24 protein-coding genes and 3 tRNA genes are annotated in these 25,737 nt (G+C 36.6%); 8 read left to right on the top strand and 19 right to left on the bottom strand.

Going from position 1 to position 25,737, the window contains the following annotated elements:
• Positions 1-83 precede the first annotated feature (83 nt).
• Positions 84-668: a DUF4202 domain-containing protein gene (locus tag OLM61_RS00780; RefSeq protein ID WP_264524639.1), complete on the bottom strand. Its 585-nt coding sequence runs from the start codon at positions 666-668 to the stop codon at positions 84-86.
• Between the two features lie 257 nt (positions 669-925).
• Here OLM61_RS00780 and OLM61_RS00775 point away from each other — a divergent pair, with 257 nt between their 5' ends.
• On the top strand, positions 926-1,690 hold the full coding sequence (locus OLM61_RS00775; protein WP_264524638.1) for an META domain-containing protein: 765 nt from the start codon (positions 926-928) through the stop codon (positions 1,688-1,690).
• Between the two features lie 164 nt (positions 1,691-1,854).
• Here the strand turns inward: OLM61_RS00775 and OLM61_RS00770 are convergent, their stop codons facing one another.
• Positions 1,855-3,135, bottom strand: a complete 1,281-nt coding sequence (locus OLM61_RS00770) for a DUF2130 domain-containing protein (RefSeq protein ID WP_264524637.1) — start codon at positions 3,133-3,135, stop codon at positions 1,855-1,857.
• Positions 3,136-3,337: 202 nt separating this feature from the next.
• Here OLM61_RS00770 and OLM61_RS00765 point away from each other — a divergent pair, with 202 nt between their 5' ends.
• Positions 3,338-4,045: a class I SAM-dependent methyltransferase gene (locus OLM61_RS00765; protein WP_264524636.1), complete on the top strand. Its 708-nt coding sequence runs from the start codon at positions 3,338-3,340 to the stop codon at positions 4,043-4,045.
• Between the two features lie 276 nt (positions 4,046-4,321).
• The gene (locus OLM61_RS00760) at positions 4,322-8,005 is read left to right on the top strand and encodes a PKD domain-containing protein (RefSeq protein WP_264524635.1); all 3,684 of its coding nucleotides are present in this window, start codon (positions 4,322-4,324) and stop codon (positions 8,003-8,005) included.
• 71 nt (positions 8,006-8,076) lie between these two features.
• Here the strand turns inward: OLM61_RS00760 and OLM61_RS00755 are convergent, their stop codons facing one another.
• From OLM61_RS00755 to OLM61_RS00735, 5 genes are all read right to left on the bottom strand, one after another.
• Positions 8,077-8,544 carry a DUF3291 domain-containing protein gene (locus OLM61_RS00755; RefSeq protein WP_264524634.1) on the bottom strand — a complete coding sequence of 156 codons (468 nt, stop codon included), beginning with the start codon at positions 8,542-8,544 and terminating at the stop codon, positions 8,077-8,079.
• A 97-nt stretch (positions 8,545-8,641) separates the two neighbouring features.
• Complete coding sequence (locus OLM61_RS00750) at positions 8,642-9,622, bottom strand: zinc-dependent alcohol dehydrogenase family protein (protein ID WP_264524633.1); 981 nt, start codon at positions 9,620-9,622, stop codon at positions 8,642-8,644.
• A 12-nt stretch (positions 9,623-9,634) separates the two neighbouring features.
• Positions 9,635-9,913, bottom strand: coding sequence for a putative quinol monooxygenase (locus OLM61_RS00745; protein ID WP_264524632.1), 279 nt, complete (start codon positions 9,911-9,913; stop codon positions 9,635-9,637).
• 2 nt (positions 9,914-9,915) lie between these two features.
• Entirely contained in the window at positions 9,916-10,521 is a 606-nt protein-coding gene (locus OLM61_RS00740) for an NAD(P)H-dependent oxidoreductase (RefSeq protein WP_264524631.1), read from the bottom strand.
• Positions 10,522-10,625: 104 nt separating this feature from the next.
• On the bottom strand, positions 10,626-11,612 hold the full coding sequence (locus OLM61_RS00735) for an aldo/keto reductase (RefSeq protein WP_264524630.1): 987 nt from the start codon (positions 11,610-11,612) through the stop codon (positions 10,626-10,628).
• A gap of 120 nt (positions 11,613-11,732) precedes the next feature.
• Between OLM61_RS00735 and OLM61_RS00730 the strand changes: the two genes are divergently transcribed.
• Positions 11,733-12,578 (top strand): AraC family transcriptional regulator, encoded by an 846-nt coding sequence (locus tag OLM61_RS00730; protein WP_264524629.1) that lies wholly within the window; start codon positions 11,733-11,735, stop codon positions 12,576-12,578.
• A gap of 76 nt (positions 12,579-12,654) precedes the next feature.
• On the opposite strand, the gene OLM61_RS00725 is transcribed toward OLM61_RS00730, so the two are convergent.
• The 4 genes from OLM61_RS00725 to OLM61_RS00710 all read right to left on the bottom strand — a co-directional run bounded on the left by OLM61_RS00725 (position 12,655) and on the right by OLM61_RS00710 (position 15,721).
• Complete coding sequence (locus OLM61_RS00725; protein WP_264524628.1) at positions 12,655-13,122, bottom strand: RES family NAD+ phosphorylase; 468 nt, start codon at positions 13,120-13,122, stop codon at positions 12,655-12,657.
• Positions 13,123-13,623, bottom strand: coding sequence for an antitoxin Xre/MbcA/ParS toxin-binding domain-containing protein (locus OLM61_RS00720; protein ID WP_264524627.1), 501 nt, complete (start codon positions 13,621-13,623; stop codon positions 13,123-13,125). It abuts the gene before it with no gap.
• An 89-nt stretch (positions 13,624-13,712) separates the two neighbouring features.
• Positions 13,713-14,474: a C40 family peptidase gene (locus tag OLM61_RS00715; protein WP_264524626.1), complete on the bottom strand. Its 762-nt coding sequence runs from the start codon at positions 14,472-14,474 to the stop codon at positions 13,713-13,715.
• A gap of 68 nt (positions 14,475-14,542) precedes the next feature.
• A complete protein-coding gene (locus OLM61_RS00710; RefSeq protein WP_264524625.1) occupies positions 14,543-15,721 on the bottom strand; it encodes an acetyl-CoA C-acyltransferase in 1,179 nt (392 codons plus the stop codon).
• Positions 15,722-15,960: 239 nt separating this feature from the next.
• Here OLM61_RS00710 and OLM61_RS00705 point away from each other — a divergent pair.
• The 4 genes from OLM61_RS00705 to OLM61_RS00690 all read left to right on the top strand — a co-directional run bounded on the left by OLM61_RS00705 (position 15,961) and on the right by OLM61_RS00690 (position 17,308).
• Positions 15,961-16,044: transfer RNA gene (locus OLM61_RS00705), tRNA-Ser, on the top strand.
• A 13-nt stretch (positions 16,045-16,057) separates the two neighbouring features.
• Positions 16,058-16,132: transfer RNA gene (locus OLM61_RS00700), tRNA-Pro, on the top strand.
• Positions 16,133-16,163: 31 nt separating this feature from the next.
• Positions 16,164-16,237, top strand: a tRNA-Arg gene (locus OLM61_RS00695).
• 630 nt (positions 16,238-16,867) lie between these two features.
• Positions 16,868-17,308 carry a DUF3592 domain-containing protein gene (locus tag OLM61_RS00690; protein ID WP_264524624.1) on the top strand — a complete coding sequence of 147 codons (441 nt, stop codon included), beginning with the start codon at positions 16,868-16,870 and terminating at the stop codon, positions 17,306-17,308.
• Between the two features lie 85 nt (positions 17,309-17,393).
• On the opposite strand, the gene OLM61_RS00685 is transcribed toward OLM61_RS00690, so the two are convergent.
• From OLM61_RS00685 to OLM61_RS00650, 8 genes are all read right to left on the bottom strand, one after another.
• The gene (locus tag OLM61_RS00685; RefSeq protein WP_264524623.1) at positions 17,394-17,810 is read right to left on the bottom strand and encodes a hypothetical protein; all 417 of its coding nucleotides are present in this window, start codon (positions 17,808-17,810) and stop codon (positions 17,394-17,396) included.
• 163 nt (positions 17,811-17,973) lie between these two features.
• Entirely contained in the window at positions 17,974-18,528 is a 555-nt protein-coding gene (locus OLM61_RS00680; RefSeq protein ID WP_264524622.1) for a YceI family protein, read from the bottom strand.
• Positions 18,529-18,939: 411 nt separating this feature from the next.
• Positions 18,940-19,782 (bottom strand): DUF5777 family beta-barrel protein, encoded by an 843-nt coding sequence (locus OLM61_RS00675; RefSeq protein ID WP_264524621.1) that lies wholly within the window; start codon positions 19,780-19,782, stop codon positions 18,940-18,942.
• A gap of 16 nt (positions 19,783-19,798) precedes the next feature.
• Positions 19,799-20,194 (bottom strand): OB-fold putative lipoprotein, encoded by a 396-nt coding sequence (locus OLM61_RS00670; protein WP_264524620.1) that lies wholly within the window; start codon positions 20,192-20,194, stop codon positions 19,799-19,801.
• Between the two features lie 221 nt (positions 20,195-20,415).
• The gene (locus tag OLM61_RS00665) at positions 20,416-21,291 is read right to left on the bottom strand and encodes a hypothetical protein (protein ID WP_264524619.1); all 876 of its coding nucleotides are present in this window, start codon (positions 21,289-21,291) and stop codon (positions 20,416-20,418) included.
• Between the two features lie 305 nt (positions 21,292-21,596).
• Positions 21,597-24,047 carry a TonB-dependent receptor gene (locus OLM61_RS00660; RefSeq protein ID WP_264524618.1) on the bottom strand — a complete coding sequence of 817 codons (2,451 nt, stop codon included), beginning with the start codon at positions 24,045-24,047 and terminating at the stop codon, positions 21,597-21,599.
• Between the two features lie 84 nt (positions 24,048-24,131).
• On the bottom strand, positions 24,132-25,031 hold the full coding sequence (locus tag OLM61_RS00655; protein WP_264524617.1) for a FecR family protein: 900 nt from the start codon (positions 25,029-25,031) through the stop codon (positions 24,132-24,134).
• Between the two features lie 50 nt (positions 25,032-25,081).
• On the bottom strand, positions 25,082-25,597 hold the full coding sequence (locus tag OLM61_RS00650; RefSeq protein ID WP_264524616.1) for an RNA polymerase sigma factor: 516 nt from the start codon (positions 25,595-25,597) through the stop codon (positions 25,082-25,084).
• Between the last annotated feature and the right edge of the window lie 140 nt (positions 25,598-25,737).

The following is a 25,737-nucleotide window of genomic DNA, read 5'->3' as shown; positions in this document are numbered from 1 at the left end:
ACTAAGCAAATATACGTAATATGGATTAAGAATCAAGTAGGTGTGGGGGCTGAAGGAAATGTTTCTTAAATTAAGTTTGAAAATTATAGTCCTAAAGAGGCTTTTATCAGATTTAGGTTTTCTTCGGAATAATTGATTTTTAAGGCTTCCTGATGTCCTTTGTCTGACATTTTATCCCAGGTTTTTTTGATGATGTTTTTGAGTTTCTCCTCATCGTGTTTGTGCACAAACGGATCGAGGTAATATTCTAAAAAAACCAAACAAATAACATCTTCAAGCAGCTGTGTCTCAGCGTCTTTTTTAAGTAGTTTTTTTTCAATCAAAAAGGAAACACGATCGATAAATTCAGGAGCATATCCTACTTTCTCTAAAATTCCTGCAGTGTTTTTTGCGTGAAATTTTTTAAGCTCTTCTCTCCATTTTAAATACCCCACACGATCCATTGGATAGGATTCGCGTGCTACTTTCCATCGGCATATGTGCTGTGCTTTTGAAGCAATCTGAATTTCTTCTGAAGCCTCAGGTTCAAATTGCATCAATCGCTTATACATCCTGTCAGAATACAGTAATTCCTTCGGATAGGTTGTATTTTGATCGGTTTCGATATTAGGATCCTGAGCGTTCTCAGCATCAATCAATTGGCTGGCTTTTTGAAAAGGTGTGTTCATTTTTTAGAGAAATAATAGAATTCAAAGATACAGAAATTAGTGATTAGGTAGATTTTTTCAGCAGTGAGAAGTATCGATTTGTTTGCTCCACCCTGCAAATCCGTTGAGTTTGCCAGTATTTTATACTTTCTTTTGTAATTGTGTTATTTTTCTTAAATTAGAGGAAGGGTTCTGCTTAAAAAAATCATAAAAAATGGGCAGTAACGATTTTTGGCCCGGTTTTTTCTAGTGTGGAGTCATAATAAAAATTTAATGATATGAAAAAAGTACTTTTACTATGCGCCCTAATGTCTGTGATCTTAAGTTGTAAGTCGGTTGCAGTTAAAAAAACAAACACGAATGAAACAACTTCTCAAACAACTCCAGAAGAAGAAGATTTAAGTGTTTATTTTGAAGCTACTGGAAATGAACCGTTTTGGGGATTGAAATTTGGAAAAGATAAAATTGTTTTTACATCGTTGATCGAAGGAATGGAATCCATCAGTTTTAATGCTGTTGAACCCATCAGAGCAATGGATGCCAATGTAAAGATGTACAAAGTAAACAATGGGAAAACTTCGGCTACCATTACCATTCAGCAATTCGAATGTACCGATTCAATGTCGGGAACTGTTTTTCCTTATACGGTTAAGGTAGAGATGAAGGATCAGACCTTAAACGGCTGTGGTAAATACATTACCGATTATCGTTTGCATGATATCTGGGTATTGGAAGAGTTAAATGGAAAAAAAGTGACTGCTTCTGATTTCCAAAAAGAATTGCCAAGAATTGAAATTAACGCAGCGGAGAATAAATTCATGGGATTTGGGGGATGTAATTCAATAGGAGGAACCATTTTCTTCGAAAAAGGATTGTTGCGATTCTCGGATGTAATTTCAACTATGATGGCTTGTATGCCGGGTAACAAAGAAGGAGAGTTTGTACAGGCATTACAAAGTACAAACACCTATTCAATTGGAGATCTAAGATTGACATTGTCTAATCCTAATGGAAAACTATTGGTGTTTAGAAAGGTAGATTAAATCCCATCTTATAAAAAACTATAAAATTTGCCATTCCGATTGTGATGAATCTCCGGAGTTAATGCTGTAAAAAGACAGTATTGTTTAGGAGAACTCATTGATTGGAATGGCAAATTGCATTTAGATAAAAAGGGAAAGGAGTAAAAAATACACAGTTGGTGTACTTATTCCAGTTCCTTTGTTTTTTGTTCTTCCTCGTCTTCTACAAAATCAAGTTCTAGAGCTCGTACCGTCTGAACAGCATTTCCGGCAATACCTCGAATCGAACCGTACATTCCCAAAGTGTTGTGAACTACTTTTTCGATCTGTTTTTCACGTTGCTTCCAAATACGCTGCATAGCTCTTTTTTCGGAGTCCAGATCACTTTGCATCTGTGTGAAGCCCTCAACAATTCCTTCCACCTGTAAACGGAATTCATTGCTGGTTAAAAAATCATACAACATCGACATTTTATCGCCTTTGTTTTCCTGTGCCTGAACAGCCTGGCTAACCTGTATTAAAGATTGTCGTAAAACAGCACTTAAGCCTTTAAATTCTTCATAAGTACAAATCCAGATTCCGTCGCGCATTCCCATGCGGTCCATTCCGGCGGGCATAACTTCAGTCACTAAAACCCCAATATTGGCTCTTTTGGTTCTAATATCGTTTTTGAATTTTTCAATCCAGGCGGGTTGAAAAGCTTTAGTACGTTTACTTTCGTAATAAATAGAACCGCAATTTTGTACCTCCCGGGTATTTACAACCTGAAGACAATCCGCTCCGTTGGCCCCTTTTTTTATTTCATCGATGGTGTCTAACGGGAAATTACTGGCTAGCCATTCTTCGATCGCCAGTTCCATTACTTCACCCTGCAATTGCATAGAACCTTGTTCCTGCTTGCGTTTCATTTCTTCAATCAGCTTTTTCTGATCGTCAGACTGTTTTTGGTATTCTTTTATTTTTAACTCGTTTTTTTCCTCTTCCTGTTTTCTGATCTTATCGCGTTCTAAAACTAAAGTCGCGTTAAGCTGTTTTTGAGCTTCGGCTTCGATGGCTTCCTTCATTTCGAGTTTTTCGCGCTGAAGCTTAGCAATTTCGCCCTCCATTTTATTAAGTTCACGCAGTTTTTCCGATTTCTCTGAAAGCTCTTTTTCCATCAGCTGCAAACGGTCTTTATTTTCTTCTTCGAGTTTGGTTTTTAATTTTTGAGTAATTTCTTTTTCGGCAACCTTTCTTTCGCGGTCCAGTCGTTCAGCAAAAAGTTCATTCTCCTGTTTCTTTTTGGCTTCAAATTCAGCTTTTGCTTTTTCAAACTGCTCGTTTTTAAGCTCCATTTCTTTGGATTGAGCGTTAGCTTTTTGTTGAAATTCTTTACGGATACTATCTTCCAATTGATGCTTCAAAACATCATTTACATCGATTGGGGTGCCGCAATTTGGACACTGGATTGAAGATTGCTCAGCCATTTTTGTTGGTTTTATTTTGTAGAATTATAATTTGCTAAGATATTTAAAAGTTCTCTTTTTATTATTGGGATTGGTGTTATAAATTGTAATGATTTTTTTAGCCGCGAATTCATATCGATTTTAGCAATAAATATTCGTGAATTCGTGGTAAGAAAAAAATATAACTAATAAACCTGTCTTATTCGGGAGCAACAAAAAAACTATGAAAAAATCAACTATTGAAGAAATCAGAGAGCGTTTTGATAAGGATGTCGAACGATTTTCAAATTTAGAAACCGGACAGGTAGCCACTATCGATGCGACTATTTCGCTGGAATTAATTACCGAAGCCGCCAAAAGGATTGTTCCTACTGCGGTGAATGTTTTGGATATAGGCTGTGGTGCCGGAAATTATACTTTAAAAATGCTTTCGAAAGTGCCGAATTTAAATTGCACTCTGGTCGATTTGAGTTTGCCGATGCTGGACAGGGCCGTTGAAAGAGTTTCAAAAGAAACAAATGGAACAGTAGAGGTACAACAAGGCGATATCAGAGAAGTCGCTTTGGCAGAAAACCATTTTGATATTATTTTGGCAGGAGCAGTTTTGCATCATTTGAGAGACGATCAGGACTGGGAAACGACCTTTGCTAAAATTTTTAAATTATTAAAACCCGGTGGCTGTTTCTTTATTTCAGATTTAATTACTCAGGATACCGAAGTTTTAAACAGCTATACCTGGCAGCGTTATGGCGATTATCTGGAAGAAATTGGAGGAGCCGAATACCGACAAAAAGTTCTGGACTATGTGGAAAAAGAAGATTCTCCAAGATCGATGAATTACCAATTGGATCTGATGAAAAAAGTGGGTTTCACAAAAGTGGAAATTTTACACAAAAACATGTGTTTTGGAGCTTTTGGAGGAATTAAGTAAGTAAGATAAGATGAATTGAAAACTTTTTTTAAGAAAAGCTGTCACAAGAGGACAGCTTTTTGTTTTTTAGAATGTATTACAACGACAAAAACCAGATAAGATACAATTGTTTTACAATAAGATAATATCTTTTTTATAAGTGTTAAATGGATAATTTTATCAAAAAAACCATCGAATATAAAATTATAAATAATGATTTGTTTTGAAAGTTTAAATTTTTAACAAATTTTCTGACAATTTTACATTCGGAATAACAACTAACAAAAAACTATTATTTTGAAAAAAAACTACCTTATTGCTGCAGTTTTTCTGCTTCAATGCTTCATTTCCTTTGGGCAAAAACAAAACCCTATTGGTTGCGGAACCCAATTGTCCCAGAAGGAAGAAACGGCATTTCAGAAATCGCTTTCCAAAATTAAAACCTGGAAAAAAGGGAATACGAAGAAAGCGGCTACCACTCCTTACCTGATTCCGGTCGTGTTTCACATTTTGACCGATGGAACCAATATCAATAATGCTTTTACCAAAGAGCAGATGAAATGCAGAATTGATGATGCATTATTAATCGTGAACAAAGATTTTAATGGTTTGTTTCCGGGATACGCCACAACCGATCCTCGTTTTGACGCTGTTAAAAGTAAAATGAACATTCAGTTTGTCTTGGCGACTGTAGATCCGGAGGGGAATCCTTTAGAAATTCCGGGTTTAGACTGGCATCCCGAAGCACACGTTTCCGACGGTTATGATGCCAGAATTTATGACCACATCTGGTACGGCAAAAACAACAGGTATTATCTGGATGTTTTGGTGGTGGATGAACCCAATACGGGACAGGGAGCTACTGGTTCAGGACATGCTTTTTTACCCATTCAGGATGCCATACCGCGTGTAGCTTTCAACCACAGGTACATTGGAAGTACCTGCGGATCACATGCGAGTGCTACTTTTGCAAAGGTAATGACACATGAGTTTGGCCATTATTTTGGATTAAAACACACTTTCCAGGACGATTGTGATCCGGTTAATGACGGGATGGCCGATACTCCTCCAACGAAAGTTGCGGAAGGCTGTGCCAGAAATGTGTTAAACAGTTGCGGAGTGTATGCCAACACCGAAAACCACATGGACTATAATACGGAATGCCAGAATATGTACACCCGTGATCAGACCAATGCAATGACGTATTGGCTGGAAGATAAAACGGTTGCCAAATATCCGCGAGGATTATTGTGGGAGCCCGCTAATCTTGGTGCAGTTGGACTTATTGAAACTGCTCCTCTGGCTAATTTTAGTAACAGTACAACCGCTGTTTGTTCCGGAAAAGCAATCGCTTTTAAAGACGTTTCTTTGGGATTGCCCAATTCAAGAGTGTGGACTTTCGAAGGAGGGGCTCCGGCAACTTCAACAGACGTGAATCCGGTTGTTACTTACAATACATCAGGAAAGTACAAAGTAACTTTAGAGGTAACCAACTCGCTGGGAACAAATACCAAAGAAGTACAGAATTATATCGAAGTAGATCAAAAATCAAATACAAATTATACGGAGAGTTTTGCAGGAGCTTTTCCTCCAAGAGGATGGGAAGTTACAAACCCGGACAAAGGTCTTGGCTGGGAAAAACGTAAAGGAGTGGGGCACAATGACAGTTCGTGTATGATTATGAACAATGCCGATAACTCAGTATTAGGTGCTTTGGATTATATCAGATTGCCTTATTTTGATTTTACGGCGGGACAAAACAGTCAAATGTATTTTGACGTTGCTTATACCAAGTTTGATGATGTAAGCCCCGATGTTTTAAAAGTACAGGTTTCCACAGATTGCGGACTTACCTGGAATGATGTTTATTCGAAAACGCATACAGTTTTACAAACTACAGCTGTTCCTACTGCTCAGGCCAATAATTGGATACCCGTTACAGATGCCAATTGGCGAAAAGAAGTAGTTGATCTTAATGCTTATATCGGGAACAACAATGTTTCGATTCGTTTTGTAAACGTGTCGGGCTATGGAACACGAGTTTGGATTGATAATGTAAACGTTGCTGTGACACAGGCTGCTACTCCGGTTTCCGATTTTGCATCGAGTATGAGAGATACGCGTTGTACAAGTCTTACAGCCCCATTTGTAGATGTTTCAACAGGAAATCCAACATCATGGAACTGGTCGTTTCCGGGAGGAACACCGTCAAGTTCTACAGATCAGAATCCTACAGTAACCTATGATGTACCGGGATCTTATGCCGTAACACTGGCTACTAAAAATGCCAATGGTAGCGGAACAACAACAACTAAAAATAATTTTATAACCATTGTTGATCCTTATAAAACATCTTTTACCGAAGGTTTTGAAGGTTCTTTTCCACCAGCAGACTGGGAAATTATTAATCCGGACAACAAATTAACCTGGGAACAACGCATCGGAGTAGGGCATAACTCTTCCTCTTGTATGGTTATGAATAATGCCGACAATGATAAGGTGGGTGAGGTAGATGAAATTATTCTGAGACCAGCTAACTTGTCAGTTGGAGTAACCGATTTTTCATTCGATGTAGCCTATGCCAAATTTGATGCTGTGAGTCCGGATGCTCTGGAAATTCTCGTTTCAAAAGATTGCGGAGTTACTTGGGAAAGCATTTATAAAAAGACTCATATGGAGCTGGAAACATTTGAAAGCGCCGATGCCAACAATTGGATTCCGTCTTTAGACTCACACTGGAGAACTGAAAGAGTTACCTTATCCAGATTTAAAGGAGAACCGAACGTTTTATTTAAATTCAAAAATACTTCAGGATTTGGTGCAAGAATATGGATTGACAATTTGAAATTTAATTTCGATAGCAAAGAAACTCCATTCTCAGAATTTGTTTTGAAGAGCGATAAATTGTGCAGTGATCTTCCAATTGCATTCAAAGATAATTCGACAGGAGAGCCTACGGCATGGTCATGGTCATTTCCGGGAGGCACACCGTCTTCTTCAACAAGTGAAGTACCTACTGTGGTTTATGATAACCCGGGAACTTATAATGTGACTTTAACAGCTTCTAATGCTTATGGAACAGGAACTGCGATGACAAAAACCGGTGTGGTAGTTATAAAAAGTAAAAACAGCCTTCCATATTTAGAAAATTTTGAGGGAAGTTTTCCTGTTCAGGATTGGCAAATCATTAATCCGGGTGAGGATGCTATTACATGGGAAAAACGTTCGGATGTTGGTAAAGGAGACTTATCCTGTCTGGTAATCAATAATGCCGACAACCCGGCAGCTAAGGTTGATGAGCTTGTTTTAAAAGCAGTTGATCTTTCGTCTGCTGCAACACCTTATTTGTATTTTGATCTGGCTTATACCCAATATTTCAGCGTTTTTGATCCTGAACCAGCTCCCGATAAGATTGATATTTTGGTATCTTCCGATTGTGGTGTGACGTGGACGAATGTCTATTCTAAAAATCAAATACAGTTGCAAACGGTTTCACCTCCAATTCAGGACGATCCTGCAACCACTACATCAAACGAAACAAACGATTGGACTCCAACCAAAGATTCTGACTGGAGAGCCGAAAAGATTGATTTAGGTATCGTAAAACAACAGAAAAATGTTTTAATTAAATTTAAAAGTACTTCAGGTTTTGGAACCAGAATCTGGTTTGATAATTTAAAAGTAGACAACGGCCCTAATTTGGCAGTAACAAAACCGAGAGACATAAACAATCTGAAAGGAGTTCAGGTATATCCAAATCCTTCCACTAATGTTTTTCATGTGGTAACGCCATCTACTGCTGATAATTATACAGTTACCGTTCATAGCGCAGAAGGAAAAATGATTTATACCGAAACTTTTGCCGGAGGAAATAACACCGAAAAAGCGATTAATTTGTCGGGAAAAACAAGAGGAGTATATTTCCTTAACGTAACTTCTTCAGCTAAAAAAACTTTCACTCAGAAAATCATAAAGCAGTAGTTTAGTCTGCTATAAAAAGAAAGAGACTGTGTCCGTTTGGGATACAGTCTCTTTTTTATTTAATTATTTTACTAAGAAATATTTTTTAATTGTGGTGCCGGAAACTTGTTTCGAAGATCAAACACCAATTCCGAAACTCCGTTTTGCTGCAAATAATCTAATTTTTCTACCGCTTCTTCAAGAGTTGGAACATGACCTTTAGGAATCCACCACATTGCAGTATGTGCTTTTCCATATTTAAAAAACCATTCTTTTCGGCGTTTTAAAAAATCGCTGTGAAAAGTCTTGTACATATAATGCTCTAATGTTTCCACATTTTCCCAAACGGAAATATTAATAATAACCTGCTCATCATTATACGGATTAGGACTTGTCGTATTATAACTCTCATCTTTCAACCTCCACACAAAGCCATCACTGTTTTCGGCCAAAATATTCACAAGATCTATATTGTCTTTAAACTCTTTCATGATAGGATCGTTTATATCAATACCTTTCATTCGGGCAATATTAATTTCGGCTAAATGGTACTCGCTCATAAAATTGTAAAGTTTTGAATAAGAGGTAAGTTAGTTTTTTTATCGAAATTAATTTTGTAAGTAAATTAATATCACAAAAAAGAGTAGAATTTTGAAATTAAACGATATCCACTACAATTTTTCCGATAGCCGAACCATCGCTAACCGCTTTATGAGCCTCTATTGCATTATCTAAAGTAAATTTTCGAGGATCAATAATAGGTTTTAATTTTCCTTCTTCGATAAATTTTGTAGCTTCTTTCAGGATGTCTCCGTGATGTTTTCTGCCTTCACCGCTAATCATCGGATGCAAAACAAAAACACCGTGTAAACTTGCAGATCGAAGAGATCCGGTAGCTAAATTGTGTGTTCCAAAAGCATAACAGCTGGCAATTTGACCATAATGGCGAATGGCTTTAAAAGAATCGTCTAAGGATGTCCCGCCTACGGTATCATAAATAATATCAAAACCTTTTCCAGCTGTAAATTGCTCGACATAATCTTCAACAGTTGCGGTTCTGTAATCAATTGGAGTGGCTCCAAACGCTTCTGCAATAGCAGCTTTTTCAGGCGAAACGGTTGCATAAACATCGGCACCAAAAATGCGGGCCAACTGTACGACCATATGCCCAACACCTCCGGCTCCGGCATGAACCAAAACCTGATCGCCTTTTTTTACTTTTGCTCTGTCAACTAGACCCTCCCAGGCTGTTAGCAATACAAGCGGAACAGCTGCGGCCTCTTTCATGCTTAAGTTCTTAGGTTTTAAAGCCAGTAAAGCTGCATCAACGGCTGTATATTCGGCTAAAGTTCCCTGAAGCCCCAGTACACCTCCGGCGAGTCCGTAAACTTCATCACCAACTTTAAAATCAGTAACATCCTTTCCGATGGCTTCAACAACGCCCGCGAGATCAGTTCCTAAAATCGCAGGTAAAACAGGTGATGCGTAAGGCGAAACGCCAATGCGAATTTTGTTGTCGATCGGGTTAACACCGCTTGCGTGAATTTTAATTAAAACTTCTCCGCTTTTTGGAGTAGGTATTTCTATTTCAGTACTGACAAAATCAGACTCGTAAGTATTTGTAAAAAGTGCTTTCATTGTTTCTTTAAATTATAAGATTTGTGCCGTTTTGTAAACCTGTATAGGAGAGGAGATCAAAGTTTCGCTTTCTTTAATGAAATCCAGTAAATACGATTGATTGTTATGAATATCAAGTCCTGGTTGGTCTTTCCACTCTTCCCAAATAATAAAAACATTTTCACTATGGTGAAGATCATAACGTACACAAGCCTCTTCTTTTCTGGTTTCTGTAATCAAATGATTTAGCATGTTTTTGATTTGTGCTGTATTTTCCGGTTTACTTTTTAAAATAGCAGTTATTGAGATCATAATTATAAAGTTTTAAAGATTTGTTCTAAATGGTTGGTATAGTTAACCTTAAAGATACCAATATTTTCGGCTGTGGCACCTTTTTCTACATCATGAAAATGGAAACCGTCTAATTTCTCCATTCCTACAAATTTATTCATTTTATGGAAACCAAACATAACACCTTCGTCTACAGTTGTTTCTTCAAAAAATTCTCCCGGAAGGGTAAAAGCCGTTGCAGGAGCATTCCAGCTGGTAGTAAGCATGTATTTTCGTCCGTGTAAAAGTCCGCCTGTACCGTAATTAATGTCCGGATTTGTTCTTGTTCTGCCGTCGTTTTTGTAAATTCCTTTTTCATGTCCGGCAGTAAAAACGTCGTCAATATATTTTTTGAAAAGATTAGGAACCTGAAACCACCAGATCGGAGTGTGGTAGATCACTAAATCGGCCCAAACGAATTTTTCGACCTCTTTTTCAAGATCAATTTCATCCTGAATATTGGTTGTTTTTATTTCAAATTTTTTACTGTTTGTTAAGTATTCCAAAGTCCAGTCAGTAACTGTTTGATTGAACTTTCCGCCTGAGTGAGCAAAATTTTGCCCGCCGTTGATAATAAATATTTTTTTCATACTATGAATTGCTCTTATGTGTTTGTGTAAGAGATAAGAGTGATATCTCTTCGGTATAGTTTAATTTTTTATGCTTTTAAAAGAAGGTAAAACTGCTCGGGGAACTATTTTAATTTTGAAATGGCCTGATTAATGAAATCTAATTCAGAAACCGATAAATCAAAATCCATTGTTTTGGCATTTGAAATGGCTTGTTCGGCATTTCTGGCTCCGGCCAGAACAATTGTAATTCCTTTTTGTAAAGTGGTCCAACGCAAAACCAATTGCGAGATAGAAATGTGTTTGACATTGGCTAATGAGCTCAGCTCTTCCACCAAAGTTTTTACTTTTTGAAGATCAAACTGACCAAAATAGCCATTTCGATGATCGTTGTCTTTTAATTTACCATCGGTGAAATATTTACCAGTCAATAAACCTCTTTCCATTGGACTGTAAGCAATAATGCCAATATTTTCAGCAAGGGTTAATGGAATCAGATCCGTTTCAATACTGCGATTTAACATACTAAAAGGAACCTGATTGGAGGCTAATTGAATGGTTTTTTGTGCCTCCTGAACTTGCGATGCACTGTAATTGCTTACACCTGCTGCTCTGATTTTTCCTTGTTGAATTAGGCTTTCCAATGCCTCCATTGTTTCGTGAATGGGAGTTGTAGCATCCGGCCAGTGAATTTGAAGCAAGTCGATATAATCGGTTTGAAGACGTTTTAGGCTTTCTTCAACTTCTTTAATAATATTGTTTTTAGAAGCATATTTGTAAACAGGGATTTTTTTTCTATTGTCTTCAGCATCGAAAAAAAATTCGCCCTTTCCGTTGGTACTTCCGTCCCAAACCAAACCAAATTTTGTCAATAGTTGTACTTTCGAACGATTTTGAGTTTTTAAAGCTTCGCCAATCATTTCCTCGCTTAAACCAAATCCGTAGAAAGGAGCAGTATCAATTGTAGTAACACCATGATCGATTGAAGCATGAACAGAAGCAATTGAATCTGCTTTATCATTTCCGCCCCACATATTCCCGCCAATAGCAAATGCGCCGTAAGTAATTGTGGATAATTCGAGTTCAGTATTGCTTAATTTTCTATATTCCATAAGTGATGTTTTAGATCGTTTAAAAATTTTTGACAAAATTATACCATTTTTAAGAGTGTTAAATGGTATATATTTGTGTTTTTTAGGTATATTTGCAGCCACGATATAATAACAGCGATTATGAAAAAAGAAAATTTATACGAACCGTTTAGTGTTTCCTTTGAGACTTTAGATGAATATCCGGATGTAGGAGATCGTCATAATTTTTTTGAATTGGTTTATATTCTGGGTGGAACCGGTTTGCAGTGCATCAATAAAAATGTCTTTGAATATGATGCGGGACATCTGTTTTTGTTGACGCCTGAGGATTGTCATAATTTTACAATTGAGACCAAAACCAATTTTTTCTTTTTGAGGTTCAATGATATTTATTTAAAAAATTCAAGCCTGCAAAACGAAAACATTCAGCGTTTAGAGTATATCCTGCAAAATGCAAATCATCAGCCGGGCTGCATTTTAAAAAATGTTGCCGATAAATGTTTGGTGAAAGTTATGGTAGAGGCTATTATTCGGGAGTATGAAGATAAAGATGTCTATAATAAAGAATTGATTCAGCAATTGGTCAACACCTTAATTATTGTCGTGGCAAGAAATATCGCGAAGTATTTGCCGGAACAGGTAAATATTGGCTGCGAGGCTAAAGCCATGGACATTCTACAATACATTCAAAACAACATTTATTATCCTGAAAGAATCAAAGCAGAATCGATTAGTGATTATTTCGGAATTTCAAATACCTATTTAGGACGCTATTTTAAAAAGCATGCCAACGAAACCATGCAACAGTATATCAGCAATTATAAAACAAAACTGATTGAACATCGCCTGCAGTTTAGTGATAAACGAATCAATGAGATCGCTTACGAATTTGGTTTTACCGATGAAAGCCACTTTAATAAATTTTTTAAAAAGCAAAAAGGAAATAGCCCTTCTGAATTCAGGAAAACCATCAGAATCAGTGCTTAAACACGAATTGGTACTAATTTTTTTGCCACAGATTACACCCATTAAATAGATTTTAAATTGGTGTCAATTTGTGGAATTAATGTTGAAATCTTGAATCAAAATTCATCCGGGTAGTGCTTACAACCTTAATTTTTTTGCTGTCTGGATGGGTTGGATTTATTAAATAATTGAATTCCTGTGGTACAATGCAACTCGGGACTTTTAAGACTGAAGCTTCGTTGTAATCTATAAAATCATCCCCAATCGTTTGTGTTATTACTATGGGAGGTTTCGAATTCCAGTCTTCCGGTAAGTCTTCTAACTGAACCTCCTGAATGGTAATGTCATCCGGGATTTCGATTTCGACATAAAAACGATCCAAAGGCAAATCTTCACTTAAATCTAAATGAACAGATACTTCAAGTGTTGCCAGTGCTCTGCTTTCGGCAGTATAAACCATGCGGGTATTAAGGCTGTTCCATCGGAAACCCTCAGACATTGAAGCTCCAATTCCTGCTAAAGTCGTGCTTAAGTATTTTTCTCTTTCGATTCTAAAAACCTTCATCTAAGCTAAGTTTCCAAACTCTAATCGATTCAAACTAAACTTCACTTCGTTAATTCCCGTTACGGTGTCGAGCATGTTTTCAGGAGTGCTTCCGCCAATAGATAAATTGGGTTTTTTGAGCCATCTTTGAAATTTTTCTTCTTCATTGTTAAAAACTTCAAGGCCGTAATCGATCAGCTCATTGATTAAAATAACCAATTCGCTGTCTCTGCTGTCTAAAAGCAAATGTTCGCTTTTTTTCTTGTTGTAAGTAGTTTGAGGAATCCCTACAATGGCCAGAACCGATTTTACTGGATTGTTTAATCGCCTGCTGATGACTTCGATTGAATCATAAGGAATACCGGATCGGATGACTCCAACGCGCTCCAGTTTGCTGCTCCAGCTGTATTCTTTACCATCAGAACTTAAAGTAGATCTTTTAATCGAGATTACTTTTCCTGAGGCATTTCGAATACTTCTTTTAGTATCAAAAGGTTCTGTTTTCTGCGTTAATTTTTCCATGACACAACAAATTTGCTATAAAGATACAACAATTTTGTTGTTTGCTTTGGAGTTTAGAGAAAAATTAACTTAGAGGGAGGATGAAAAAGTTAGATTATCTTCTTGATCACTCGTAATTTATGGGTGTGTTTGTTTATTTCGGGATTGTAGATTCCTAAGTGGTCTAAACGATCAATACGAACCTTTCCACTGGCGTGAATGATGTAATTATTGTCCATAATGATACCAACATGTGTGATGTTCCCTTCTTCGTTATCAAAAAAGGCCAGATCGCCGGGCTCACTTTCTTCGATAAAACTCAAAGGTTCTCCGTCAAGAGCCTGTTGTGAGGCATCACGATGAATTTTGTAGCCGTTTAATTTGTAGACCATTTGGGTAAAACCCGAACAGTCAATTCCAAAAGGAGTTTTTCCTCCCCAAAGATAGGGAGCATTCAAATACATAAAAGCCGTGCTTATAATAGCGCTCTTAGGTTTTATACCGCTGGTTTTGGTGCCTTCAAAATCAAAATTTGAAATGTTGATTTCATTATTGTTTAAAAAGGATAAAGAAGCGCCAAGCGGAATTGGTAGTAGTAAATTATTTGAAGAAGTAATATAATCAATCAGGTCGGCATTTAGAATAATAGCTTCACTGCTTAATTGATTGAAATTTGCTTCAGAAATAACCTGGTATTGTTTTGAATCTACCCAACCTTCATAGTCATCGAACTGAATTCTTATTCGGGCCCATTGATTTTGGCGTTCTAAAATCTCGATATGTTCACCAAACAAAAGTTGAGTAACGATTTCACTTCTGTCACTTGGCTCAGCTCGTACAGGTACTATGGCTAGATTGCAAATTCCGAACATTTAGGGTAATTTATGAGTTGAAAATTAGGAGTTATTTACAAATGAAATAACTCCTAATAAAATAGTATTTAGGCTCTTTCGATAACAATTGCCGAAGCACCGCCACCACCGTTGCAAATTGCTGCAGCTCCGGTTTTAGCATTGTTTTGTTCTAAAACACTTAGTAAAGTTACAATGATTCTTGCTCCTGAGCATCCCAGTGGATGTCCTAAGGAAACAGCTCCTCCGTTTACGTTTACTTTGTCGTTATCAAGGCTAAGAATTTTTGAATTGGCTAATCCAACAACAGCGAATGCTTCGTTGAACTCGAAATAATCAACATCACTTATTGAAATTCCTGCTTTGTCTAAGGCTTTTGGTAATGCTTTTGCCGGGCTTGTAGTAAACCATTTTGGCTCCTGAGCGGCATCGGCATAACCTTTTATGTAGGCTAGGGGTTTTAATCCTAACGAGATTGCTTTTTCTTCAGACATCAAAACCAAAGCAGCAGCTCCGTCGTTGATAGTAGAAGCGTTTGCAGCAGTAACTGTTCCGTCTTTAGTAAAAACAGCACTTAACGAAGGGATCTTGTCTAATTTTACATTGGTATATTCTTCGTCTTTTGAAACGATGATAGGTTCACCACGTCTTTGCGGAACTTCTACAGGAACAATTTCGTTGTCAAATTTTCCGGCATCCCAGGCTTTTGCACTTCTTTCATAAGATTGAATCGCAAAATTATCCTGTTCTTCACGGCTGATGTTGTATTCAGACGCACATAAATCAGCGCAAACTCCCATTGCGTTGTTATCGTAAGCATCTGTCAAACCATCTTTCTGCATTCCGTCAAGCAAAGAAGCTGGACCAAATTTAGTTCCGTTACGCATTTGTACGTAATGCGGAATCAAACTCATGTTTTCCATTCCTCCGGCTACTACGATTTCGGCATCACCACAAGCGATAGCCTGTGCGGCGAACATAACAGCTTTCATTCCTGAAGCACAAACTTTGTTTACAGTGGTAGCGGCAACTTCTTCAGATAAACCTGCAAAAAGTGCAGCCTGACGTGCTGGTGCCTGGCCAACTCCGGCCTGTACCACATTACCCATAAAAACTTCATCAACTAATTTTGGGTCAAGGTTAATTTTTTGAAGTGCGCCTTTTATCGCGGCAGCACCTAATTTTGGTGCGGGTACGGTAGATAAACCTCCCATGAAACTTCCGATAGGTGTTCTAACGGCAGAAACGATAACAACTCTTTTGTTCATTTTCTGTTAATATTAGTTAATCAAGCAAATTTACTCTTTATTTGAATAAATTCAAATTTTGAGGCAATTCGATTGGATTTTAAATTTAATATCAAATTTTTGTTAATTCTATTTGTTTGATAGTGAAGAGGTTTAAAAAAAAGATTGAAAAAAGACAAAAAAAAGCGTCGAAATAGTTGTGAGATATGGAATGTTGTCTTACATTTGCAACCGCAAAACAGAACACGTTTCTTGAGCTTGGAGAGGTGCCAGAGCGGTAATGGAGCAGATTGCTAATCTGTCGACGGGTAACCGTCGCCAGGGTTCGAGTCCCTGTCTCTCCGCTTAATTTTGCCTCGGGGTGTAGCGTAGCCCGGTTATCGCGCCTGCTTTGGGAGCAGGAGGCCGCAGGTTCGAATCCTGCCACCCCGACAAAAACTTTGTCGGAAGTTTTATAAAAAATGGACGCATAGCTCAGCTGGATAGAGCACCTGCCTTCTAAGCAGGCGGTCGAAGGTTCGAATCCTTCTGCGTTCACGAAAAGCCACTCAATTGAGTGGCTTTTTTGTTATGTGTTAGATTGGTTTTTCGTAGCGTAGCTCAGCTGGAAAGAGCATCCCGATTTCCAATCGGGACGGTCGAAGGTTCGAATCCTTCTGCGTTCACGAAAAGCCACTCAATTTGAGTGGCTTTTTTGTTTTGTGTTAGACTGGTTTCTCGTAGCGTAGCTCAGATGGATAGAGCATCCCGATTTCCAATCGGGACGGTCGAAGGTTCGAATCCTTCTGCGTTCACGAAAAGTCACTCAAATCGAGTGGCTTTTTTGTTTTGTGTTAGACTGGTTTCTCGTAGCGTAGCTCAGCTGGAAAGAGCATCCCGATTTCCAATCGGGACGGTCGAAGGTTCGAATCCTTCTGCGTTCACGAAAAGCCACTCAAATCGAGTGGCTTTTTTTGTTATGTGTTAGTCTGGTTTTTCGTAGCGTAGTTCAGCTGGATAGAGCATCCCGATTTCCAATCGGGACGGTCGAAGGTTCGAATCCTTCTGCGTTCACGAAAAGCCACTCAAATCGAGTGGCTTTTTTGTTTTGTGTTTTCTGGTATAACAATTAGTAATAGCCTGCAGGACAATGTGACACAATCATTAATTTAAATAATAAAATAAATTATGAATAAAAGACTAATTCGTGCTGTTATTTATGTGTGTTTTATACCTGGTTTGATTCTATTGATGGGGGCATTTTATCTTTTTCAACAGAAATTAAATTTTATTGAAAAGGCAAATATTGTTTATGGTACAGTTATCGAATCGATACCTCTTGCTGGCAATAAGAATGGATCACTCTATTACCCACATGTTTCATTTGTTATAAAATCAGGTAAACAAATAGATTTCACTTCTAATGTGGGTACTTCTCTTCCGAGTTACATTAACGGAAGTTCAGTTAAGGTTTTGTATGATCCAACCAATCCGAATAAAGCGGAGATTGATGGGGTTTACGGTTATATGGTAGACCCAGTACTTTTGGGCGGTCTTGGCGTATTTTTCCTTTTAATGGGTTTAGGTGCTATTTTAAACGAGTATCAAAAAAGCAGGAAAACGGACTAATGTTGAGAGGTTAAGCCTTTAATTTTTAAAGTTAAATAATATTATTAGCAGAATAATAGCTACTCAGAGGTAATGAGTTGGATGTTTACGGATTCTGGAAATTTACCGGGTTACTCGTATTAAAATGCTTTAGAATTTTTTTAGGCGCTCTGATGACTTCTTTGCGAATAGAATCAAACCATTCGACTTCTGTAACGAGCTCAGCACAGCATTCGTTTTTAGCATTAAAAAAGTAACTTTTAATATTGATCTTGTCATTCATAAAACAATGTTTCATCTCAATAAAAAAAGGTTCAGTAAACATCAGGTTTTTATAGCAGACCAGTACATATTTTCCTTCTTGCAAATCGAGTTGTAAAGAATTTAGCTTCTCTCTCGAAAATCCATTTTGAAATAAAAAATGGTATAGTAATCGTAGCGTGTATGAATTGTAAGCGGCCTTTTCCATAATCATAACATCGTTTACATCTTCACCGGTCACAACATAATTTTTGCAGATCATTTGAATTTTATTTGGGTTAGTAAAAAAGAGGCCAGCTAAGTATGAAACTGACCTCTGGTTAATAGTCATGCTTAATAATCTTTCAAAGTGAAAAGCTATAGGGTTAGTAAATGTTGAATTGGGGAATTCTACTTACTAGTTAAGCCTGATCTGTTGAAATGGATTATTTAACCAATAAAAAATTGTAACTAATTTTGATTTTGTCCGCAATTTTCTTTCTGACCAGACTTGGTATTTCGATATCAAAATCTTCGGGTTTGACTTCAAATGAACCTACAGTACTAAGACCATTAGCTGCTTTGGCTATTTTGAGGATTACTGCTACAGGCTTTGTTTTTCCATGAATGGTAAGATCTCCTTTTAGGGTAAAATTTTTAGGAGTACCGGTAATTTTAGAAATGTCAAAATCTTCTAATTTACCTTTTAAAGTTGCTTTTGAAAACTTTTCAGACTCCATGTAATTTTCGTTGAAATGTTCCTCCATTAAAGCAACTTTAAATCGGAAACCTTTTACAAGAGCCAGAGCTGCAAAATCCCCTGTGGATTGATCTAAAATTGCAGACACGCTTTTGTTTTCGGCGGCAACTTCTTCATAGGAAGGCACAGTAGCCTGAAATTTTATATTACCTGTTTTTGTGATTACTTTTTGTGCATATCCATTGGGATGCATCAAAATGAGTAAGAGCACTATAAAGAAATTAATAAACGATTTTTTCATAATAATTAGTTTTCTTTTAGTCCGTCTGTATTCCATTTCACAATCAAATCAATATTTGCCTGTGACATTCTTCCGGCCTGAGGCATAATGCCCTGTTGACCAGTTTGTAGTTGAATTCGGTTCAGTAAACCTGCACCTTCAGTAGCTGTTTTTACTTCAGCATAAGTGGTTAAAGGTCTGAAACCTGCTGATCTTCCACTTTGATGACAGCCTACGCAGTTGGCATCAATAATTGCTTTTACATTTTTAGAATAGCTAATAGTAACTACCGGGTTTGGTCCTGGAGTTTCTGTAACGGAGGAGTTTCTATATCTTGGTAGGTATCAGAATCACTGCAGCTTGTAAGTGTTAGTGCGGCTGCTAAAATTGTAATTGCTGCTGTTTTTTTCATAGTTGGTTTGTTTATAGTTATTAAAATACTCTGTATAAGTTAAATCCGAAAAAGAAATCGCCTTTTCCCCAGTTTCCAGCGGCATTGGTTAGGTATCCGCTTTCGCTCATGGCTTGTGAATTGGTAAAGATTAATTGAAAAACATGTCCTCCGGTTTCAACATCGAGACCGACTGACAATGGATTTTCATAAAAATTGGGTTTATTAAAATTGTGCATGTATTCTAAATTGACAGATAATCTTTTTGTGATTTTATAACGTCCGCCACCACCAAAAGAAAATTGGTTGTCTCTTTCTAAGTCTGGATTGTAAAGATTTCTATGCACAAATGAGGGTACTAGTTCTACCGATAGTTTTTCGCTAACTTTTCTCGATATCAGCAATTGTTGTACGTAGGTCGTACGATGCTTAAATTCTAAACCTGGATATTGATCTTTTTCCAGGAATGTATTGATATCTGCAACACTGTAACCAACAATATCTACAGGGAAGCTATTGCTTTGTCTCATCATTCGGTATTTAACTCCTGTTTCATACAATTTATTCAATGTATGTCTGGAAAGACTCACAGACAGCCAATCGGTAACCCCATAAATACCGCCAAGTTTTGTAGTGGCGTTATCAAGACCAAAAAAACTGTCTAAACCGTCTTTAACGGTGCCAAAACGATGGGAGACTACAAAATAGAACTCTTTTTTCGCGGGCATTTTTGTGGTTTGTAAGGTTACCAGCTGCAATGCTTTAAAAGTGGCTGTAGAAAAGTTTTCCTGTACCTGAGTCGAATCAAGGCTGTTTAGTAAATCATCTTGCGAATAGGCTATGGTAGCCAGGAAAAAGCAGATTGGGACTAAAAATTTTTTCATAAATGGATGAATTGATTTATTTATTAATGGTGCACTGGTCCAGTTTGACTTCTTGAAATAGTTCATCAAAGCCAATGCATTTGCCTTTAACGGTTACTTTGTTGTTCAATAGCTTGTCTTTTGTTTTTTTGGTAAACAGGCAAAAAATATTGTTTTCAAGTATCACAACAGAATCGGTTTCTTTGGTTACTTTGCCTGTTATTTCTATGGTTTTATTGAGATATAATGAATCTGCTTTTTCTGTATTTGAGTTATAATCATGAAGCAATTTTGTTGTAGTTATACTAAATTCAGGTATTTCAGATGCTATATTGCGTGCCTCTTTAAAGACAAAACCATAATAAAAATAGAGGCCTGCCGAAATCAATACCAACGAGGCTGTAGTTATAAATGCGATTCTTTTTGGGATCATTTTTTATTTTTTTGGATGGGGTTCAGTAGTAAAACAGCTTTGATGCGGATTAGCCCGCATAAAAAGAAAGAAGCATGAAATTCTAACATCCGGACCCTTAGTTTTTGTAATGTTGAGGAAATGATGAAGATTCAAATTAGCTCAACAGTACATTGAGCTAATTTGAACAACAATAGGTTAGGTGAACCTATGAATGAATTTGATTGAAAAAGTGTGCCTTTTTAGATCGCAAGTGGCGAGTCTTTTACAGGTACCGGCCAAACGGCGGGGCTTGGGAAGCTGATTCCTTTATTGGAACCTCTTACGCTGGCATCTTGCCCAAAATAATACAAAGGCCAGCCGTTGTAAACCAATTGAGATTTACCAAATACAGTAATTACAGAAAATTTAGATTTATCAAGAATAGAAGGGACAACTATTTTGTCTGTTTCGTATATAGGCCAAACCGCATTGTTTGAGAAATCTGCTTTTGTAAAATTGTTTTTCTTGAAATTATCATTTTTAAAAGTATACAGTGTTAGTCCTTTTGCATCTGCAAAGTAGGTTGTTAGGCCATCACCAACGGTGTAATCAGATTTGTAGTTTTTGCCGTCATGCCCAAGAAGCTGACTTCTGACTAACATAATCGAATAGTCCGGTTTTGCTATAAACCAAACACCGCCAACACCATCTCCTGTGGTTTGTCCGGCAGTTTCCGGTGTATTTGTTCCATTTATACTTGGTGCATAATAATACAATGGCCATCCTTTGTAGGTTAGCTGTTTTTTGCCCGATGTGGTAGTTATAGTTGCAAAATCAGAAAGTGCCAATCCGGTGCTTAATTTTTCAGCGGTTAAATTATCTACATAAAATGGAGGCCACACGGCTTCACATCCACCCGTGCATGAGGCTTGTCCCTTTGCATCTGTTGCGAAAAAGTATAAAGATTTACCATCTTTATCAGAAAGATAAGAGCCCAATGTTGTACTTGTAGAAAGTGCAATTTCTTTTTTTGCTTCCGGAGTAACAGTGTCGCTATCCTTGTCATTGCTACAGCTTGTAAAAAATAGTGTTGCTGCAATGGCAGCAAAAGCCAGTTTAAGTTGTTTTGATTTCATTATTTTTTAGTTTAGTTAATTTGAAGTGGGGAATATGTGTTGCATATTCTGTAAAATGTTAATTGTGGTAGCAGCAATAAGTATTTGCTTCTAACAGGCACTTAGTGTAGTGAATTTGATGGCTACGAACTGTCGTAGAAAAAATACGTCAGTCGGTATTGGATTAAGTCTTTTGATAGAGTCACTTTTACTTTTTTTTGATAAGATTCAATAGTAAAACAGCTTTGATAAAGGTTACCCTACCAAAGAATTGTTATTTTTTAAAAAAAAAGAAAAGTAATTTTTGTTAACCTTGTAGAATAAGGTTAAAATGAAACTCTAAAGCTCATGTTTGGAGTTCTTTGCAGTGAGAAAGTTTCAACTTCTTCTATAGAATTTGTTAAAGAACTTACTCTGTAATACTCGCTGATTTCATTTTTTCTGTTTAGGATATTCAAAATAGACAAGCCTATTTTATATTGAATTCCATTTGCGCTTTCCCACTTGTAAGTAGAGGAAATATTAACTTGTGAAAAAACATGCACATTGGTATTGTTGGGTTTGTTGTACACCAATACAGGATCTGACAGATTAATTTGAGAAAGATCAGGAGAAGTTTTTGGTCTGCCCGAAGACCATTTTGTGCCCAGGGCTATTTTGAAATTGTTCTTTTCGTAAATTCCCGCCCACGATACCGTATGCATTAACTCAAAATTGTTAGGGAAACTAGGAGGTTCAAAATTGGAGAAATAGTAATTATTATGGTTATAGGTATAACTCAGCCAGGTCAGAAAGTGATTCATTTTTTTCTGAATCAACATTTCTGTTCCCAGAACCTCATAGTCGCCGGTCATTCGAACGAATTCCAATTGATTTTGAAAGCCCTGACTGGATGTTATAATTCCGGATACTTTTTTATAGAAATTTTCGATATCCAGTAGCCAGTCGTTCTTTTTGTAAAATAAATTTAAAGAGACTTGTTTGCTCCTTTGAATGGGGATAGTTGTGTTATTGGAAACAATCCAGCGCCTTTTTTCGATGCCAAAATAATCTTTTTGCAAATCAATAATTTGCTGCGAATTTTGGCTTTTTAACTCAGCCAGCAATTCTAAATTTAAACTTTTGTTGATGCCATAATTAAATTGAATGCGGGGCTCGATACTGTGTTTTCTGAATTTTTCAATATAATTAATGCGTGTTCCTACCTTAAAATAGATTCTGGAAAGCGTGTCGTTGTATTTTCCTTCTAAAATTAAAGCATGAGTTTTTAGCACATTTTTCACTTTGCGATAAAAATCTGGATTAGTTACTTGTTCTAAATTGGTAATGCCAATCTCGTTGAACTGATAACCATTGCTAAAAGTGAATTTAGAATTAATAATATGGTTGTTCTCCAGATTAACTCCATTATTATTAACGGTATTTTCCTGAATTACGATCTGATCTCCAAAAGTAGTTTTTTGGTTGGCCAAAAGTTCGTAAGCAGAATTGTAGATATTGACTTTAGTTGTATTGTAGTTGTTCCAGTTTCTTTTCCATGACAAATTTCCACCATAATTTTGTTGGCGTAAAACATTGTTTTCCGATTTGTTCATGTTGTACACAGTGGCACTTTGAAAAACTTCCAGATTATCTTTAATGGTAATTAAATCGAGTATGATTTGATCTTTATTGCCAATTTTGTGCGCGTATTTTAGTGTAGCATCATAAAAGTCAAATTTTTTATCACTGCGATAATCTATATTTTGTTTGTCTGAAAAGTCTGTGATCGTAGTATTTTGAAATACTTTATTAAAATATTCTTTGTAGGTGGGTGTTTCTACAAAATCGGTAATCGATTTACGTGCCGAAATTTCGATAGAACTCTTTTTGGAGAGATTGTACTTTGCATAAATATCAGCATTAATCATATTTATTCCTGCACTAAAAGTATTTTTTTCGGTTGTTTCAGGAGTAGAGGAAATGGCTACTACACTAGATACACTCTCGCCGTAAAAGGCAGAGCTCCCGTTTTTATAAATAGAAATGGTATGTGCCAAATTGGGATTAAAAACGGATATTAAACCAAAGAAATGTCCGGTTTGAAACATTCGTATTCCATTCCACAAAAATAAATTCTGATCGTGTGTACCACCACGTACATTGATGCTGGATACACTTTCGTCAAGACTGTTTACACCTGGAATTTGCTGCATGGTTTGTAAAGCATCAGGCTCTATAAGTCCGGGTAGAATACCAAATTTTTTAGGTTTAATTTCAAAGGATCCATCTGTGCTTTTTGAAATCCCCGAAGCTAAAATAGCACTGGCTTTAATTTCTTGAAGTTCTGTGATCTCAGGCTCTAATGTTATTTGCAGACAGTTTTTGGAAGGGGAATTATTGACTACAATTTTTTTGGTTATAAAACCAATATGACTGATTAGAAATGTGTTTTTTAGGTCTTTTTTAAATTCAAAATAGCCATTGGAATCGGTTGTAGTTTGAGTTTTGTTAAGCAGATTAACATTGGCGTTTTCAATAGGTTTTTTATGATCAGTAGAAAAAACATAACCACAAATCATTTGCGATTCGCTATCATTTTTATAAATATTAATGAATTGGTTTTCGATATTTTCAAATGACAGATTGGTTTTTTCTGTAAGGTATTGTAGTTTTTGATCTAAAGTAAGGGCACTTTTAGGAGGGTTTAGTTGTAGGTTGGTAATATTGTCTTCCGTATAATTAAAACTTACATGATGCTGCTTTTCTATTGCTGCGATAATTTTTTTAAATGGCACAGGTTTTGCTTTGTCTTGAGCGAAGCCGTTCAGGACAAGGAAAAACATAAAAAACAAAAAATGAAATTGTTTGGGGAGAGACATTTATTTTTCGTCAAAAATTATTTTATTTTTCGAGACTTTTTTAGCCTCTAAATGATAGGTTGTACTAATAATTTGTATGGCTGTGTTTAAATCCTTTGCAGGTAATTTTCCGGTGAATAAAGAGACCGTGTCCTTTGTGTTTAATTCAATTGTAATGTTATATTGCCTTTCAACCTCGTCTAATATCGCTCGGATATTTTCCTGGTAAAAAGATATTTGATTGTCAATCCACTCTGGTTTCAATGATCTTACATTCAATTTTACTTGTTTACCGTTTTCAAAATTAACACTTTGCCCGTGGGTTAGTACAATTTGAGTGTTTGCATAATTCACTTTTACGCGTCCTTCATAACAAACGACATCAAACTTGTTTTTTCTAACTTTAACGTTAAATTGAGTTCCCAGAACGGATACTTTTCCCAGGTTGGTCTGTACTTCAAATCGTCGGCCTTTAGCAACTTTAAAATAGGCTTCTCCTTTTAATTCAAGATGTCTGTTATTGGCCCAGTTCCATTTTTTATAACTTATTTCAGAACCGGAGTTTAGCACAACTTCAGAGTTATCAGGCAATGAAAAAGAGGTTTTCTCTCCAAAATTTGCGGTTTGAGTCTGAGGCACCAAAAGTTTCATAACAAACGTAATTCCAAGAGCTAACACAAATACAGCGGCAGCTTTAAACATCCATTTTTTGTATAAAGGAATTACTTTTGGAGTTTCTTTTTTCTGATTGAGGATGTTAGACAACATCTTATTCTCATCAAAATCATCTACTTCCAAATGATCAGTATAATTCTTTATTTTTTGGTATTTTTCAAAATCGGGACTTGCTTCAAATTCAGCTAATTCATCCTGAGATAAATCATTGTTAAGCCATTTTGCTAATAAGCGATTTTTTTTCATTACACTGGTATTATGTTGTTAAAACAATTGAATCTAAATTTACCCTACTTCTATAAATCAATTTCTTTGCGTAAGCTTAGCAAAGCAAGATGAATACGCTTTTCAACAGCCTTCACGCTAATATTAAGGGCTGAGGCAATTTCACTGTATTTTTTTCCGTCAATTCGATGCATCAGAAAAGCGATGCGTTGTTTTTCGTTTAAATTTTCAATGGCTTTCAAGAGTTTAGTTTGAAATTGTTTCTCCTCCAGAATATATTCCGGATTTTCATTTGTTTTATCTAGGCCAGTGAAGTTTTTCTCGTACCTCAAAACAACTTTTTGATGCGCAATTGCGTTGAGGCTGCTGTTATTCGCGATAGTATAGAGGTATGACTTTGCTTTTTCAAGAGGCACCGAAGCACAATTTTGCCAAAGTTTTACAAATGCTTCCTGAGCTAAATCTTCCGCCTGATCAATATTGCCAAATTTGTAAAAAAGAAAATTGCGCAGTGCTTTTACCTGACTTTTAAAAAAAGTCGAAAAGATTATTTCGTCGCAAGTATTTGATTGGTTTTTTTGTGACATTTGGTTTTTCAGTTGTTACCTTGCAAAAGTATTTGTTTTTGGTTTAAGTAGGGTAAAAGCAAAGCCGATTGTTTTATACAAACAGGAAGTGTTGTTTTTGGTTGATAATTAATGTTTTGTAGAATCGAATGAAAGTCCTT

Origin of the sequence: Flavobacterium sp. N502536 (assembly GCF_025947345.1) — a bacterium.
Lineage (GTDB): Bacteria > Bacteroidota > Bacteroidia > Flavobacteriales > Flavobacteriaceae > Flavobacterium.
This window is presented reverse-complemented; position numbering and strand designations above follow the sequence as displayed.